This window comes from Frateuria sp. GZRe14 (assembly GCF_051900395.1).
Lineage (GTDB): Bacteria > Pseudomonadota > Gammaproteobacteria > Xanthomonadales > Rhodanobacteraceae > Frateuria_A > Frateuria_A edaphi.
This window is the reverse complement of the sequence record NZ_JBHZGJ010000001.1, coordinates 1005393-1019894: the sequence shown is the minus strand read 5'-3', so window position 1 is coordinate 1019894 and position 14502 is coordinate 1005393. Positions and strand designations below refer to the sequence as shown.

The window sequence follows — 14502 nt, the reverse complement described above, 5'->3', positions numbered from 1 at the left end:
GGCTATCATGGGCGGCCCGCCCTTTTCCGAGCCCGCCATGCCCCCTGCGCTCGAGCTGCTGATGCAGCGCCACTCCGTCCCTTCGCGCCAGCTCGGCGAGCCGGCGCCACAGGGTGCCGAACTGCACGCACTGCTGGAAGCCGCCGTGCGTGTGCCGGACCACGGCAAGCTGGTGCCGTTCCGTTTGATCGAACTGCGCGGCGACGCCAAGCAGGCGTTCGGCGACCAGCTGGCCGCCATTGCCGCGCGCAACCCGGCGTTGTCCGAGTCCAAGCGCGAGAAGGAGCGCACTCGCTACGCCTTCGCCCCGTTGGTGCTGGTCGTGGTCGCGCGGGTCACCGCGGGCAGCAAGGTCCCGCCGATCGAGCAGGAGATCGCCGCCGGTTGCGTGGCCTACAACCTGCTGCTGGGCGCGCATGCGCTGGGCTACGGGGCGCAGTGGCTGACCGGCTGGGCGGCCTACGACGAGGCCGTCGCCGCGATCCTGCGGCTGGCTGGCAACGAGCGGGTAATCGGCTTCGTGCATGTCGGCACGCCACAGATCGAGGTGCCCGACCGCGAACGACCGACCGTCGCCGAGGTGCTTTCGACGTGGACGCCATGACCACCGCGACGCCCGCCGTCCACCTGGTCGACGGCAGCCTGTACGTGTTCCGCGCCTGGCATTCGATGCCCGACCAGTTCCACGACGCCGACGGCCATCCGGTCAACGCCGTGCACGGCTTCACCCGTTTCCTCTGCGAGCTGCTGGAAAAGAGCCGCGCCGAACACGTCGCGGTGGCCTTCGATGCCTCGCTGACCAGTTCTTTCCGCAACGCCATCTACCCGGCCTACAAGGCCAACCGCGAACTGCCGCCGCCGGACCTGGAGCGCCAGTTCGTACTCTGCCGCGCGATCACCGAGGCGCTCGGCATCACGGTGCTGATCGACCACAGCTACGAGGCCGATGACCTGATCGGCAGCGCGCTGTGGAGTTTGCGCGGCCACGGCCTGGACAGCGTGATCGTCTCGGCCGACAAGGACTTCGGCCAGCTGCTGGGCGAGCGCGACGAACAATGGGACTTCGCCCGCAACGTGCGCTGGGGACCGGCCGGCGTGCACGAGAAGCTCGGCGTACACCCGCACCAGGTCGCCGACTACCTGGCGCTGTGCGGCGACGCGGTGGACAACATCCCTGGCGTCCCCGGCATCGGCGCCAAGACCGCCGCCGCCCTGCTCGCTCACTTCGGCAGCCTGGACGTGCTGCTGGAACGCGTCGACCAAGTCGCCTTCCTGCGCATCCGCGGCGCGGCCGCCTGCGCCGCACGGCTGCGCGAGCACGCGGAGCTGGCCCTGTTGTGCCGTCGCCTCACCCGCATCGCGCTGGATGCACCGGTCGCGCCGGCCGCCGACGCACTGCGCCGTCGAGCCGGCAACGGACAGCTGGAGGCGGTGTGCGATCAGCTGCGCCTCGGTCCGCTGACCCGCTCGCGATTGCGAGCGTTGGCGGGCTTCGGGGCGGATTGAGGTCCGCGCACGCGATGGCGGGCAATCCCCCGTTTTCGATCCGCAGCGCACGGGCCGGCCGCGGCCGGGACAAGCGCCTTGCCGAGCATTGTCGATTTCAGGGCGCGCTTTTCGTCGTCAGTGCATCACAGACAACGGAGTTCCCATGAAATACCTCGGCCTAGCCTACTTCACCCCCGAAAAATTCGCCGAACTGGCGCCGGACGATGTCAAGGCATTGGTGAGCCAGTGCCCGGCACTGGACGAGAAAATGCGCGCTACCGGCAAGGTGCTGGTTTCCGCGTCGCTCGGCGACCTGGACGGCTGGAGGACACTTCGCCCGCGCAGCGGCAGGACGCACGTCAGCGACGGGCCTTACACCGAATCGAAGGAAGTGGTGGGCGGCCTCTTCATCATCGAGGCGGACAGCCTTGACGAAGCGCTGGGCATCGCATCCATGCACCCGGCCGCCACTCTGGGCGAAGAAGGTGGATGGGCCGTCGAGCTTATCCCCCTGGATTTCTTCATGGCTCGATAAGGGCGTTGACGCAGCCGATGGGACGTACGCCGGTGCGAATCGACGTTGCGTTCCTTTCGCCATCATGGCGACGGAACGGTCGCGACTACGGTGCTTCCCTCATAGGTGCCAAACGCGAAGCGCGTGAACGCAGGGTTCCATGCGACCGGAGATGTCACGCCCAGCCCCGTGCCGGTCGCGAACGAGTGGCGCAAGGAGCCATCGGACACGCGCCAGAACCGGATGATGCCGCGTTGGTCGAAGCCTTCCGGCGTTTCGAATGGCTGGTATCCCGTCGTGACAAGCCGCGTCCCGCTCGGCGAAAACCGCACGAAGGACACGTCTTCATTGGCCGTCGGGTTCGTGAACCGCCGCAACACCATGCCATCGGAGACTCGGAACAAAGTCGTCTCGTTGGGCGTGCGGGCGTACGCCGCCAGCGTCATGCTGTCGGGCGAGAACTGCATGGGCGTAGTCCCGCGCACGTTACCGCCGCTGATCAACTGCACAACGGCGCCGTCGCTGCGGCGCCGGATAGTGATCGTGCCTTGCGACGCCGAAGCCTGCAGCGCGTTGTCCGGCGAGAACACCCAATTGGTCGAGATCTTCTGGTAACCGGTACCGGCCAGGCTCAATGTCGAAAAGCTCGCCACGCTCCAATGATCGAAGCCGCCATCGCCTGTGAACGCGGCCAACTGCGCATCCGGCGCAAAAACGACGACGCCGTTCGCCTGTAACGTCCCGACGAGCTTGCCGACGAACACTCCATCCGCCGCGCGATGCACTCGCCAGGTCCATCCCTGCCCGGAGTTGTGTGCGGCGATCATCGCGCCGTCGGTGGAGAAGATCGCCTGATCGGCGGTACCGGAGCCGATGGGGGTCTGCAGCGTCGACCATTGGAGGGCCCCGTTCGACGCCGCCCGCGCGCGGAGCCAGCGATCTGTCGACCCGACGGCGATGCGCCCGCCCGCGGGCGACCAACCGACCCCGACGATGGAATTGGCGAGCCCGCTGGGCGTGGGAACGGACCAGACGATCCGCGGGGAGGTCTGGGCGTGGAGGCCTCCCGTCGAAAGGCACAGGCCAAGGACCAGCGCCGAAACGGAGCGTTGCAGAGTCATGGCCGCCTCCCTTTGCCGCGCGGATCTGCGTGCTTTTGAGTGCCGCGGCGCCCGTGCGGAAGTTCGACTGCGCGCCACGTCGTGAAGAGTCGTTTAAGCCACTGTTTAGGATGCGAGGCGCGAGTCCGGACACGACGGAATGGCTTCCTTCGACACCGGAGGAAGCGCCGCCAGCGAGCTTGTTGCAAGCGATCTCCTGGCATCCCGGTGCGCGTCGCCAGGGGTTTTCACGCCCATCCCCATCGGGTCGCGGTGTCCTGCTCGGCCGCCGAAAGCAGGCGGATTGCCCGGCCACGCCAAGCGCGGCACCATGCCGTACTTCTTGCGCCGATCGCCTTATGAATGACAACCGCATCCCCGACGACGCCCGCGCCCCGGTCGAAACCCTCTGCGAAGGCCGCTGGCTCAGCCTGCGCAAGCGCGGACGCTGGGAATATGCCGAGCGCAACAATCCCGGCGGGGCGGTCATCATCGTGGCGGTGACGCCGGAGGACCGCGTGCTGTTCGTCGAGCAGTACCGCGTGTCGATCCTGAAGCACACCATCGAGATGCCGGCCGGGCTGGTGGGCGACCTGGCCGAGCAGTTGGACGAAAACGCGCTGCTGGCGGCCGCGCGCGAGCTGGAGGAAGAGACCGGCTACCGTTGCGGGCAGGTGGAATTCATCCACGAGGGCCCCTCCTCCTCGGGCATGAGTACCGAGATGATCGCCTTCGTGCGCGCCCACGACCTGGTCCGGGTCGGCGCCGGCGGCGGGGACGAGAGCGAGAATATCGTGGTCCATGAAGTACCCCGCCAGGAGGCCGGCGCCTGGCTGTTCGCGCGTGCCGCCGAGGGCTATTCGATCGACCCGAAGCTGTTCGCCGGACTGTGGTTCCTGGAGCACGCAGCCCAGGCCGGGTCCCGGGCGGGGCATCCGCGCTAAAGATTTCACGGCCGCGGCCGATTCCCGAGGGTGTCGCCTCCTATCGACATCCCTACTGCCACGGAATTTGCCATGAAAATCCTGCTCGCCTCTGCCCTGTTCTTGCTCGCGCCGATGGCCGCGCATGCCGCCTGCTCGCCGACCGACTTCGCCGTGCAGGATTTCAAGATCGCCGCCAGCGGCGGCCGCCTGAGCCTCAAGGGCCAGCTGGTCAACCATTGCGCCGAGCCCGCGGCCGCGCAGATTTCCATCGACGCCAAGGACGCCAGCGGCAAGGTGCTGGCGAGCAAGAAGGGCTGGCCGGCCGGTACCGCCAATATCGCCCCGGGCCAGTCGGTCGACTTCGACCTGGGCCGCCTGTTCCGCTACCAGTCGGACATGCAGAGCTTTACCGCCGGCGTGGCGAACGTGCGTACCTGGTAAGCATCGGACTGGATGCACCCCAGCAAAAAAGGCCCCGATCGGGGCCTTTTTTGTTTCTCGGGTCTTTCCCAGGAAGGTGGGTTGGGGTCGCCAGCCAAGCATCGTGGCGAGCCCCGCCCCCCCCCCTCCCCGGAGGGGAGAGGGAGCCAGCTCGCGGTTACCAGATGTGCACGCGCTGCTTCGGGTCGAGGTAGAGCTTCTGGCCCGGCTTGGGATCGAACGCCTGGTACCAGGCGTCGATGTTGCGCACGGTCTGCGCGCGGTAGCGGCCCGGCGCGTGGCCATCGGTGATGATCTGCTGGCGCAGCGCCGCGTCGCGGGTCTTGCTGCGCCAGGACTGCGCGAAGGCCAGGAAGAAGCGCTGCGCGCCGCTGAGCCCGTGCATCTCCGGAGCCGGCTTGCCACCCAGTGACTTCTGGTAGGCGATCCAGGCGGCGGTCAGGCCCGAGACGTCGGCGATGTTCTCGCCGAGGGTCTGCTGGCCGTTGATGTGCAGGCCGGGCAGCGGCTCGTAGGCGTTGTACTGCTCGACCAGCTTCTGGCCGGCGGCCTTGAAGTGGGCCAGGTCTTCGGGCGTCCACCAGTTGGCCAGCCGTCCCTGGGCGTCGAACTCGGCGCCGGTATTGTCGAAGCTGTGGCTGATCTCGTGGCCGATCACCGCGCCGATGGAACCGTAGTTGGCCGCCGCGTCCGCCTTCGGATCGAAGAACGGCGCCTCCAGGATCGCCGCCGGGAAATTGAGCGCGTTCTGCAGGGGCAGGTTCACCGCGTTGACGGTCTGCGGCGTCATCCACCACTCGCCACGATCCACGCTCTGGCCCAGCTTGGCCTTCTGGTGGCGGTACTCCTGCTCGCCCGCGCGCAGGTGGTTGCCGAGCGCGTCGTCCGGCTTGACCACCAGTGCGCTGTAGTCGCGCCAGGTTTCCGGGTAGCCCACGCCCACCTTGAGCGATTCGATCTTGGCCTTGGCCTTCTGCTTGGTGGCGTCGGTCATCCAGTCGAGCTGGTCCACGCGCTCGTCGAACGCGGCCAGGATGTTCTTGACCATGTCCTGCACTTCGGCCTTGGACGAGGCCGGGAAGTACTTCTTCACGTAGATCTGGCCGACCGCGTCGCCCAGGTCGTTGTTGACCGCGCCGATCGCGCGCTTCCAGCGGTCGCGCTGCTTGGGCGTGCCGGTCAGGGTGTGGCCGTAGAACTCGAAGCTGGCATCGGCGTACGCCTTGGGCAGCAGGCCAGCGCTTTCGTTGATGGTGTGGAAGGTGAGGTAGTCCTTCCAGGTCTCGAGCGGCTCGCTGGCAACCAGCGCGGAAAGACCCTTGATCGCCTCCGGCTGCCACGCGTCGACCACCGGCTGGCCGGCGAGGCCCGCCGCCTCGAAGTAGGCGTTCCAGTCCATGCCCGGCGCCTTCTGGGCATAGCTGCTGGCCGGCCAGGGGTTGTTCGCCTTGTGCACGTCCTCGCTCTCGACGAGGCTCGACTGCGCCTTGGCGATCTTCATCTCCAATCCGAAGATGGCGTCGGCCTTGGCTTGCGCGTCGGCCACGCCCGCGCGCTGCAGGGTGGCGGCCATGTAAGCCTTGTACTTGTCGCGGAAGCCGGCCATCTCCTTGTCGTCGCTCAGGTAGTAGTCGCGGTTGGGCATGCCCAGGCCGCCCTGCAGCAGATAGGCGATGTTGTGCGAGGGGTCTTCCAGGCCCTGCGTCACGAACAGGCCGAACAGGTGTTCGGTCTCCCAGTTGGTCGCGTTGATCGGGTCGACGTCGGCGCGCAGTTGGCCGCCGAGCACGCGCGAGAGATCGCTGCGGTTGCGGATCGCGGCGATCCTGTCCAGCTCAGGCTTGAGTGGCGTAAGGCCCGCCTTCTCGATCGCCGCCTCGTTCATGAAGGCGGCGTAGTAGTCGGCGATCTTGCGCTGGTCGCTGCCCGCGGCCGGATGACCGGCGCCGGCCTCGCGGATGATCTGCGCGTTGCGCTTCTCGGCCTTCTGGAACACCTGCAGGAAGATGCCGGTGCTTGCGCGGTCGGCGGGGATCACCGCGTTCTTGCGCCAGGTGCCATTGGCAAAATTGTCGAAATCGTCGCCCGGCTTGACCGAGTGATCCATGCCGGCCAGGTCCACGCCCATCGCGCCACCGGCCGGAATCCCCGCCGGCGCCTTGCCCTGCTGGGCTGCCGCCGCGAACGCCCCCGCGCTCACCGCCGAACCGCACAGCAGTGCGGTCGCCACCATCCATCGCATCGCTTGCATAGCCTTCGCTCCACGCCGAAACAGGCGCCCACGATAGCCGCGAACCGGCAAAGGGGTGTGCATGACCTCTGGGCTAGTCAAGCTCGTGCCCGGGGGCAGGCGCGCGTCCGTAGGAGGCCGCTTGCGGGGCGATCCGTGCGTCGCCGGTCGCCGAAGGTACGGCCCACGCACGGGCTCCGACAAAGGCTGGGGCGGCTTTCCGCAAGCCCCTCATCCGGCCCCCTCTCCGGAGGGGAGAGGGCGCAGCAGCTAGCGTGGCAAGGTCAGGCGGGCTCGCCGTGGTACAGCCAGTGCCGGGAGATGCGGGAAAGGCCCAGGCAGGCCACCAGGACCCAAGCCCAGGGCTTGGCCAGCAATGCACCGAGCACGCCCTGGTCGAGCGCGGGCAGCCACGCGCCGCCGTAGAGGGCGACGACGGCCAGTCCTGCCACGGCCATCGCCGCGACGAGCAGCGCGAGCAGGCGGCCTTCCAGGCGGGTGTCCAGGCGCGCACTCGGCTGCACCTGCCGCGCCACGCGCCGGGCAAAATCGGCGGGTAGCTGGTCCGCCGGTGGCTGCGCAAGCAGCTGTGCCATCAGGCGATAGGTGCCCAGGGACGCATCACCATCCGCGGGGTCCAGGCCTGCGCGCTGGTCGGCCAGCGCCCGTTCCTGCAAGGACCACTCGTATTCTTCCAGGGGGGACAAACGCGGATCGTGGTTCATACGGCGACTCCCAGCGGGCTTTCCAGTACGCCACGAAGGCGCAGGCGCGCGCGGAACAGGTGACTCTTGATGGTGCCGGAGGCCAGGCCGGTGATCGTCCCGATTTCCGGGATGCTGGCCTCCTCCAGATGGTAGAGCGTGAGCACCGTGCGCTGCACCGGCGGCAGCGCATCGATGGCGGCGTGCAGGCGGCGCGCGACCTGCGCGTCGCCGAACGCCTGTTCCAGATCGAAATCCCCGCCCAGGTTTTCCAGCGGCGAAGTGGCATCTTCATCCGCGGCCGGCTCGAACAACGGGATGCGCTTGCGCTGTAGGTGGCGCAGCGCGATCGAATAGGCGACCTGCCCGATCCAGGATTTCAGCGCGCTCTCGTAGCGGTACTGGTGCAGGCACTGGTGCACCCGAAGGAAGGTCTCCTGGCACAGCTCACGCGCATCTTCCGGGTGGCGGACCATGCGGTAGATGATGTGCCAGCACAGGCCCTGGTAGGCACGCACGAGACGCTCGAACGCGCCGGGCGCGCCGCGCAGCACGGCATCGACCAGTTCGCGGTCCAGGCTGGTTTCAGAGCGCTCGTCCATCGCCACTGGGATACGCGCGAGGGCCAAACGGTTGCAAGTGCCGGGAGTGCAACCGGCCGGACAGTGGCCGTCTCTCTTGTGGCGAACCCATCACCACAGGAGCACGACCGTGAATTTCGAGATCCTCATTCCCATCACGCTGTTTGTCTGCATCGCCTACGCCATCAAGGCGATCGTCGACGCGCGGGTACGCCGGCAGATGGTGACCGTGGGCGGTTCGGAGGGGCTGGTGCGCTCGGTGCTGGAGGGCGACGAGTTGCGTCGGCGGCATTCCTCGCTGCATTGGGGCATCGTGCTGGTGGCGCTGGCGGTCGGTTTCGGCCTGATCCAGGCGTTCGGCTGGCGCGACCTGACCCCCGGCATGGTTGCCGTGCTGGCCGGTGCAACCGGCCTGGGCAATCTGGTGTTCTACGGGATTGCGCGGAAACTGATCTGATTCCCCGCCTGCACCCTCTCCCTTCCGGGAGAGGGCGCTACACGTCTCAGTGCAGCACGAACAGCTTGTCGAAGCCGGCCACGCGCAGCGTGCCGCGCAGTTCGTCGCGGGCGTTGACGATGCGGATCTCGGCGCGGTCGGCGCCGGCGTGTTCGCGCAGCAGCAGCAGCATGCCCAGCGCGGAGCTGTCCATGCGGGTGACTTCGCCCAGGTCGATCACGTAGCTGCGCGCCTTGAGGCCCGAGCCCAGGCAGGCGTCGTGGAAGTCGCGGTGCATGCTGAAGTCGAAGTGCTCGCCCAGGTGCAGGGTCAGGCAGTCGGTGTCGCTGTCGTGGTGGACGTTGATGCTCATGGCCCAGGTTCCTTAGAAAAGTTCGATCTCGCCGGCGTCCATCGAGCTCTGCAGCGCCGGGCCGCGCGAGCGCAGGCGGGCCTTCTCCCGCTGCACGGCCAGGCGGGCGCGCACGCGCTGGGCGCGGGCCTCCAGCGCCGCCGCGTCGATCTTGCTGCAGGCCAGCTCCTCGATGTCGCGGGTGCAGTCGGCGGTGATTTCCTGCAGCTCGACCAGGCGCGAGCGGGTCTGTTGCAGCAGCTGGCTCAGGATGTCCTCGAACTGCAGCGAGCGGATCGTGGTGGAGACATCGGAGCCCAGGCCGCGGTTGATCTCGACCACCTGGTCGGCGACCGCATTGGTGCGCGCGTCCGACTCGGTGACGTGCGCCATCATCGCGTCGATGCCGCCCTTGGCCGACAGCGCGACGTTCAGATCCTGCGAAGCCATCGTGCCGACCAGGCCGCGCAACTGCTCCATCGCGGCGCGGGCGCGCTCGACGTGGCTGCCGATCTGCTCGTTGAACTGGTTGGAGTTGCTGGCCAGGTTGCGGATCTCGCCTGCCACCACCGCGAAGCCGCGGCCGGACTCGCCCGCGCGCGCCGCCTCGATCGAGGCGTTGAGCGCCAGCAGGTTGGTTTCCTCGGCGATCGTGTTGACGTTCTTGAGCAGGCCGAACACCGCGTCCATTTCCTTGGCCATGCCGTCGATGCGGTAGACGATGCGCAGGCTCTCGCGCGACATCTGCACGATCATGCCGACGAAGTGCTCCAGCAGGTCGCTGGTGCGCGCGGCGAAGTCCTGCACGGAGACGCCGCCGTTCTGCGCGTCGATGATCTGCTTGAGCAGCGATTGCTGCAGGCCGGTCTTCTGCGACAGGCCGTCGAATCCGCCGCCCAGCTCCTGCACCGCGTCGCGCAGCAGGTCCAGGCCCTGGTGCAGTTCGCGGGTGGCGTGGCCGAGTTCGTCGACCAGCGCGCTGCGCACGTCTTCCAGCGCTTCGCGCACGGGGGTGGGATCGACCGCCTCGGGCACGACCGCCTCGACGGCGGCCGCGCTGCGGCGGGCCTCGACGATCCAGGCGGCGGCCAGTGCGATCACCAGCACCGGCGCAAGCCAGGCCGGGTGCCAGAGCAGGCTGACCAGGAGCGCCACGGCGCTGGCCGAGAATCCGACCAGGTGACGGGTATGGAAGAAGGAGAGGATGGCGTTCATGGGTTCGTCCGCATTCAAAGGGCGGCGACGCGCGGGGCGCTGTCGATGGGTTGGCGCGCCAGCTTCAGCAGGCGCGCGGCAATCTGGTCCAGCGGAAGTGCTTCGCGGGCGGCGCCGAGTTTCCAGGCGGCGCCGGGCATGCCCCACACCACCGAGGTTTCTTCGTCCTGCACCAGCGTCGCGGCGCCGGCCTGGGACAGTTCCAGCAGCCCGCGCGCACCGTCGTCACCCATGCCGGTGAGCAGCGCGGCGACCGCGGCCTTGCCGACGCTGGCCGCCATCGAGCGGAACAGCACGTCGACACTGGGCTTGTGCCGGTTCACCGGCGGACCGTCGTGCAGGCGGCAGACGTAACGCGCGCCATCCCACATCACCAGCAGGTGCTGCGAGCCAGGCGCGATGTAGGCATGGCCCTGCTGGATCGGCTGGCCATCGCGCGCCTCGTACACGCGCATCGCCGAGCAGTTGTCCATGCGCGTGGCGAAGGGGCCGCTGAAGGCAGCGGGAATGTGTTGGGTGATGACGATCGGCGGCGCATCCGGCGGCATCGCCTCCAACACGGCGCGGATTGCCTCGGTGCCGCCGGTGGACGCACCGATCGCGATGATCGGGCTGCCGCCGCGCGTGCCTGCCGATTGCGACAGCGGCAGCACGGCATCGGCCGACAACCGCGGCGCCACTTCCAGCTTGCGCACGGCGGTGCGCGCGCGCGGCTTCGAGCGTGCGGCCGTCTTGACCTTGGCGCAGATGTCCTGCGCGCTGGCGGCAAAGACACCGGCCAGGTCGCTGGACGGCTTGGTGAAGAAATCCACCGCACCCAGCTCCAGCGCACGCAGCGTGACGTCGGCGCCCTGCTCGGTCAGCGAGGAGACCATCACCACCGGCATCGGCCGCAGGCGCATCAGGTTTTCGAGGAAGGTCAGCCCGTCCATGCGCGGCATCTCGACGTCGAGCGTGAGCACGTCGGGGTTCAGCTGCTTGATCTTTTCGCGCGCGATCAACGGATCGGCCGCGGTGCCGACCACCTCGATCTGCGGATCGGAGGCAAGCATGGACGACAGGAGCTTGCGCACCAGTGCGGAATCGTCGACTACCAGAACTCGCACCTTGTCCATGCCGTTATGTCTCGAGCTTGCCTGTGAAATGAAGTGGAGCGGTGGCGCTGGGTCGTGAGGGCGTTGATCCGTCTGCACCGGAAATGGGCGCCGCCGGAACGGCGGATGCCGCGCCCCCACGGCCCAGCGCCACCAGAGGTCAGAACAGCTCCACCTCTCCCTTTATCGGATCGTTTGCCAAACGCTTGAGGTAGCCACGCTCGCCATCGACCAGCGCCGCGTCGCGCGTACCGCGCAATTGGCGCACGCGCACCCTGCCGCTGGCCGGGAAGTACTGGACCTGGCGCGGATACACGTCGCCGAGGTCGGAGGCGGCCACCTCGAGCCTTTCGGTGGCGAGGTAGCGCTGGATGAATTCGATGTTGCGCCGGCCGACGTCGGTCATCTGCGCCAGCACGCGACCGCCACCGAAGACCTTCACCTCCAGGTCCTCGCGGTGGCCACCGGCCTTGAGGATCGCGTTGATCAGCTGCTCCATCGCGTCGGAGCCGTAGCGCGCCGCGCGGCCGACCGCAGCCGTCCAGCTGTCGCGCTCACCCACCGGCTCGGGCAGCATGAAGTGGTTCATGCCGCCCACGCACCGGCGCCGGTCACGGATGCAGGCGGCGATGCACGAACCCAGTACGGTCGAAATCATCTCCTCCTGCGTGCATACGTAGAACTCGCCGGGCAGCACCTTCGCGGTGACGCACTGGTGGGTCGGATCCCAGAACCTGCGCAGATGCTCGAAACCGGGTAAAGCGGGTGCGATGGCCTGGCCCAGGGGCAGCCTCGCGACGACCTGGGTCATGCAATCTTTTTCCGATAGATGGTGCGGCCGATCAGTTCGAACTCGTCGGAAAGACCGTGCATAGACTCCGAGTGGCCCAGGAACAGCGGGCCACCCGCAGGCAGCAGCCGCGCGAAGCGGCGGAACAGCTTCTGCTTGGTCGGCTGGTCGAAATAGATCACCACGTTGCGGCAGAGGATCGCGTCGAACGGCCCCTGCATCGGCCAGTCGTGCAGCAGGTTGAGCGGCGCGATGGTGACCAGCTCGCGCAGCTTCGGATGCACGCAGGCCAGTCCCGCGTACTCGCCCTCGCCGCGCAGGAACCAGCGGTGGCGGCGCTCGGCGCTGACCCCTTCCAGCCGCTCGATGGGATAGACACCCTTCTGCGCCGCGGCCAGTGCCGCGGGCGAGAGATCGGTGGCCAGGATCTTCGCGTCGATGTTGCGGCCGCAGCGCTCCAGCGCCTCGGCCAGCACCATCGCCAGCGAATAAGGCTCTTCGCCGCTGGAACAACCGGCCGACCAGATGCGCAGGCGATCGCCTTCGCGGCGCTTCTGCTCCAGCCAGCGCGGCAGCATCTCGTTGGTCAGCGCCTCGAAGTGGTGCACCTCGCGGAAGAACGCCGTCACGTTGGTGCTGATCGCGCTGGCCAGCTCGCCCAGCTCGCTGTCGGGGTCGGTGCGCAGCAGCTGGCAGTAAGCGTCGAAGCCCTTCAGGCCCAGCGCCCGCAGGCGACGCACCAGGCGCCCCTGCACCAGCTGGTGTTTCTGCTCGCTGAGCGCGATGCCGCAGTGCTGGTAGACGAACGTGCGCAGGAACTGGAACTCGTCATCGCCGAGCACGGGGCCGGTGAGGCCGGCCGTCGCTTGATCCTGGCTGGCGACCGCGTTCATCGCTCAGAACTCCTTCCACACGCCCGCGTCGGCTGCCACGGCGGCCGGTTCGGCCGAGCGCATGGCGCGCACCGGAGGCGTGTTGCGTACGGCGGCGAACACGGCCTCGGCCTCGGCGACCACGGACGACGACTGCGGCTTCACCGGTGCAGGCGCCGCCGCTGCATCGCCCTCGAGGCGGAAGAACGCGACCTGGCGCGACAGCTCGCCGGCCTGCTCCTGCATGGCGCGGGCGGCCGCGGCAGCCTCCTCCACCAGCGCGGCATTCTGCTGGGTCATCTCGTCCATCTGCAGCACGGCGTGGTTGACCTGGTCGATGCCGGCCGACTGTTCCTGGCTGGCCGCGGCGATCTCGGCCACGATGTCGGTGACCTTCTTGACGCTGTCGACGATCTCGGCGAGCGCCTTGCCGGACTGGTCGACCAGCTCGGAACCGGCCTTGACCTTCTCCGCGCTGTCGTTGATCAGCGCCTTGATCTCCTTGGCTGCGCCGGCCGAGCGCTGCGCCAGGTTGCGCACCTCGGTGGCGACGACCGCGAAGCCGCGGCCCTGCTCGCCGGCCCGCGCCGCTTCCACGGCCGCGTTGAGCGAGAGCAGGTTGGTCTGGAAGGCGATCTCGTCGATCAGGCTGACGATGTCGGAAATCTTGCGGCTGGAGGCGTTGATTTCCTTCATCGCCACGACCGCCTGGGAGGCCACTTCGCCGCCGCGCTCGGCCTGCTCGCGGGCGCCGCGGGCCAGCTGGTTGGCGTGGCTGGCGTTCTCGGCGTTCTGCTTGACGGTGGAGGTCATCTCCTCCATCGAGGAGGCGGTTTCCTCCAGGCTGGAGGCCTGTTCCTGCGTACGCTGCGAAAGGTCGTCGTTGCCGCGGGCGATCTGCTGCGCGGCGGTGCTCACCGCGCCGGAGCCGTGGCGAACCTCGCCGACGATCGCCGACAGGCGCTCGTCCATGCTGCGGAACGCTTCCAGCAGCTGGCCCAGCTCATCGTTGCGCTTGACCTCGATGGCGTGGCCGAGCTTGCCCTGGGCGATCTCGCGGGCGACGCGGCCGGCGTAAGTCAGCGTGCCGATGATCGAACGGCTGAGCGAGAGCGCCATCCAGGCGGCGATCAGAAGACCGGCGGCAAGCGCGCCGATGCTGATGGCGCGGATCCATTGGAAGCGCTTGACCTGTGCCTCGTAGATGCCCTGGGCCTCGGCGCGCTGCAGGTCGGCCAGTTTCGCCAGCGACTCCTGGCGCAGCATCAGCAGCGGGCGCACCTCCATGTCGAGCACGTCCAGCGCACCGGCATCGTTCTGGTTGAGCGCGTCCAGCATGTCCTTCTTGGCGCTCTGGTAATCCTCGTTGGTCGAGAGGTAGTCCTTGTACTGCTTGGCGATCGCCTCGCCCTTGGGGAAGCCCTCGAGCATCTTCTTGTACTTGACGACGTTCGCCTGGTGTTCGGCGAACTCGGCCAGCTTCTGCTTCAGGGCCGGCTTGCCGACCAGGTTGCCCGCCTCGCCCAGCACGATGAAGGACAACAGCGAGCTCTGCTGCAGCTGGGCCACGACCTGGGCGGGAACGATCTCGTTCTCGTAGGTCGCGCGCATGCTTTCGTTCTGCAGCTGCATCGAGCCGATGCCGATCACGGCGCCGCCAACGAGCATGAGCATCAGCATGCCCATGACCACGCGCAGCCGGCCACGCACGGTCAGGGAGGGAATCTTGAACTTGAATTTCGGCATCTTCATGGGTGGT

16 protein-coding genes are annotated in these 14502 nt (G+C 67.9%); 6 read left to right on the top strand and 10 right to left on the bottom strand.

Features of this window, described 5'->3' with window-relative positions; all coding sequences use genetic code 11:
- The first annotated feature begins 37 nt into the window (after positions 1 to 37).
- The 3 genes from ACFWZ1_RS04580 to ACFWZ1_RS04570 all read left to right on the top strand — a co-directional run bounded on the left by ACFWZ1_RS04580 (position 38) and on the right by ACFWZ1_RS04570 (position 2023).
- Positions 38 to 604 (top strand): nitroreductase family protein, encoded by a 567-nt coding sequence (locus tag ACFWZ1_RS04580; RefSeq protein WP_231324095.1) that lies wholly within the window; start codon positions 38 to 40, stop codon positions 602 to 604.
- Positions 601 to 1506 (top strand): 5'-3' exonuclease, encoded by a 906-nt coding sequence (locus ACFWZ1_RS04575; protein ID WP_439665597.1) that lies wholly within the window; start codon positions 601 to 603, stop codon positions 1504 to 1506. Before ACFWZ1_RS04580 ends, ACFWZ1_RS04575 begins: the two co-directional genes overlap by 4 nt.
- A gap of 145 nt (positions 1507 to 1651) precedes the next feature.
- A complete protein-coding gene (locus ACFWZ1_RS04570) occupies positions 1652 to 2023 on the top strand; it encodes a YciI family protein (RefSeq protein WP_439665596.1) in 372 nt (123 codons plus the stop codon).
- A gap of 62 nt (positions 2024 to 2085) precedes the next feature.
- Here ACFWZ1_RS04570 and ACFWZ1_RS04565 read toward each other — a convergent pair whose 3' ends face one another.
- Complete coding sequence (locus tag ACFWZ1_RS04565) at positions 2086 to 3123, bottom strand: WD40 repeat domain-containing protein (protein WP_439665595.1); 1038 nt, start codon at positions 3121 to 3123, stop codon at positions 2086 to 2088.
- 338 nt (positions 3124 to 3461) lie between these two features.
- Here ACFWZ1_RS04565 and ACFWZ1_RS04560 point away from each other — a divergent pair, with 338 nt between their 5' ends.
- Positions 3462 to 4046 carry an NUDIX hydrolase gene (locus ACFWZ1_RS04560; protein WP_439665594.1) on the top strand — a complete coding sequence of 195 codons (585 nt, stop codon included), beginning with the start codon at positions 3462 to 3464 and terminating at the stop codon, positions 4044 to 4046.
- Between the two features lie 72 nt (positions 4047 to 4118).
- Positions 4119 to 4469, top strand: coding sequence for a hypothetical protein (locus ACFWZ1_RS04555; protein ID WP_439665593.1), 351 nt, complete (start codon positions 4119 to 4121; stop codon positions 4467 to 4469).
- A gap of 157 nt (positions 4470 to 4626) precedes the next feature.
- Here the strand turns inward: ACFWZ1_RS04555 and ACFWZ1_RS04550 are convergent, their stop codons facing one another.
- The 3 genes from ACFWZ1_RS04550 to ACFWZ1_RS04540 all read right to left on the bottom strand — a co-directional run bounded on the left by ACFWZ1_RS04550 (position 4627) and on the right by ACFWZ1_RS04540 (position 8005).
- On the bottom strand, positions 4627 to 6720 hold the full coding sequence (locus ACFWZ1_RS04550; protein ID WP_439665592.1) for a M13 family metallopeptidase: 2094 nt from the start codon (positions 6718 to 6720) through the stop codon (positions 4627 to 4629).
- 263 nt (positions 6721 to 6983) lie between these two features.
- Positions 6984 to 7424, bottom strand: coding sequence for a hypothetical protein (locus tag ACFWZ1_RS04545; RefSeq protein ID WP_439665591.1), 441 nt, complete (start codon positions 7422 to 7424; stop codon positions 6984 to 6986).
- Entirely contained in the window at positions 7421 to 8005 is a 585-nt protein-coding gene (locus ACFWZ1_RS04540) for an RNA polymerase sigma factor (RefSeq protein ID WP_439665590.1), read from the bottom strand. The genes ACFWZ1_RS04545 and ACFWZ1_RS04540 overlap by 4 nt, the downstream gene beginning before the upstream one ends.
- A gap of 109 nt (positions 8006 to 8114) precedes the next feature.
- On the opposite strand from ACFWZ1_RS04540, the gene ACFWZ1_RS04535 reads away from it, so the two are divergent.
- The gene (locus ACFWZ1_RS04535) at positions 8115 to 8441 is read left to right on the top strand and encodes a hypothetical protein (protein WP_231324077.1); all 327 of its coding nucleotides are present in this window, start codon (positions 8115 to 8117) and stop codon (positions 8439 to 8441) included.
- Between the two features lie 46 nt (positions 8442 to 8487).
- Here the strand turns inward: ACFWZ1_RS04535 and ACFWZ1_RS04530 are convergent, their stop codons facing one another.
- From ACFWZ1_RS04530 to ACFWZ1_RS04505, 6 genes are all read right to left on the bottom strand, one after another.
- Complete coding sequence (locus ACFWZ1_RS04530) at positions 8488 to 8787, bottom strand: STAS domain-containing protein (RefSeq protein ID WP_327473266.1); 300 nt, start codon at positions 8785 to 8787, stop codon at positions 8488 to 8490.
- An 18-nt stretch (positions 8788 to 8805) separates the two neighbouring features.
- Positions 8806 to 9987 (bottom strand): methyl-accepting chemotaxis protein, encoded by a 1182-nt coding sequence (locus tag ACFWZ1_RS04525; RefSeq protein ID WP_439665589.1) that lies wholly within the window; start codon positions 9985 to 9987, stop codon positions 8806 to 8808.
- A gap of 14 nt (positions 9988 to 10001) precedes the next feature.
- A complete protein-coding gene (locus ACFWZ1_RS04520; RefSeq protein ID WP_439665588.1) occupies positions 10002 to 11102 on the bottom strand; it encodes a protein-glutamate methylesterase/protein-glutamine glutaminase in 1101 nt (366 codons plus the stop codon).
- Between the two features lie 139 nt (positions 11103 to 11241).
- Complete coding sequence (cheD, locus tag ACFWZ1_RS04515; protein ID WP_231324070.1) at positions 11242 to 11892, bottom strand: chemoreceptor glutamine deamidase CheD; 651 nt, start codon at positions 11890 to 11892, stop codon at positions 11242 to 11244.
- Positions 11889 to 12764, bottom strand: a complete 876-nt coding sequence (locus ACFWZ1_RS04510) for a CheR family methyltransferase (RefSeq protein ID WP_439665587.1) — start codon at positions 12762 to 12764, stop codon at positions 11889 to 11891. Before ACFWZ1_RS04510 ends, cheD begins: the two co-directional genes overlap by 4 nt.
- 3 nt (positions 12765 to 12767) lie before the next feature.
- Complete coding sequence (locus ACFWZ1_RS04505; protein ID WP_231324066.1) at positions 12768 to 14495, bottom strand: methyl-accepting chemotaxis protein; 1728 nt, start codon at positions 14493 to 14495, stop codon at positions 12768 to 12770.
- Between the last annotated feature and the right edge of the window lie 7 nt (positions 14496 to 14502).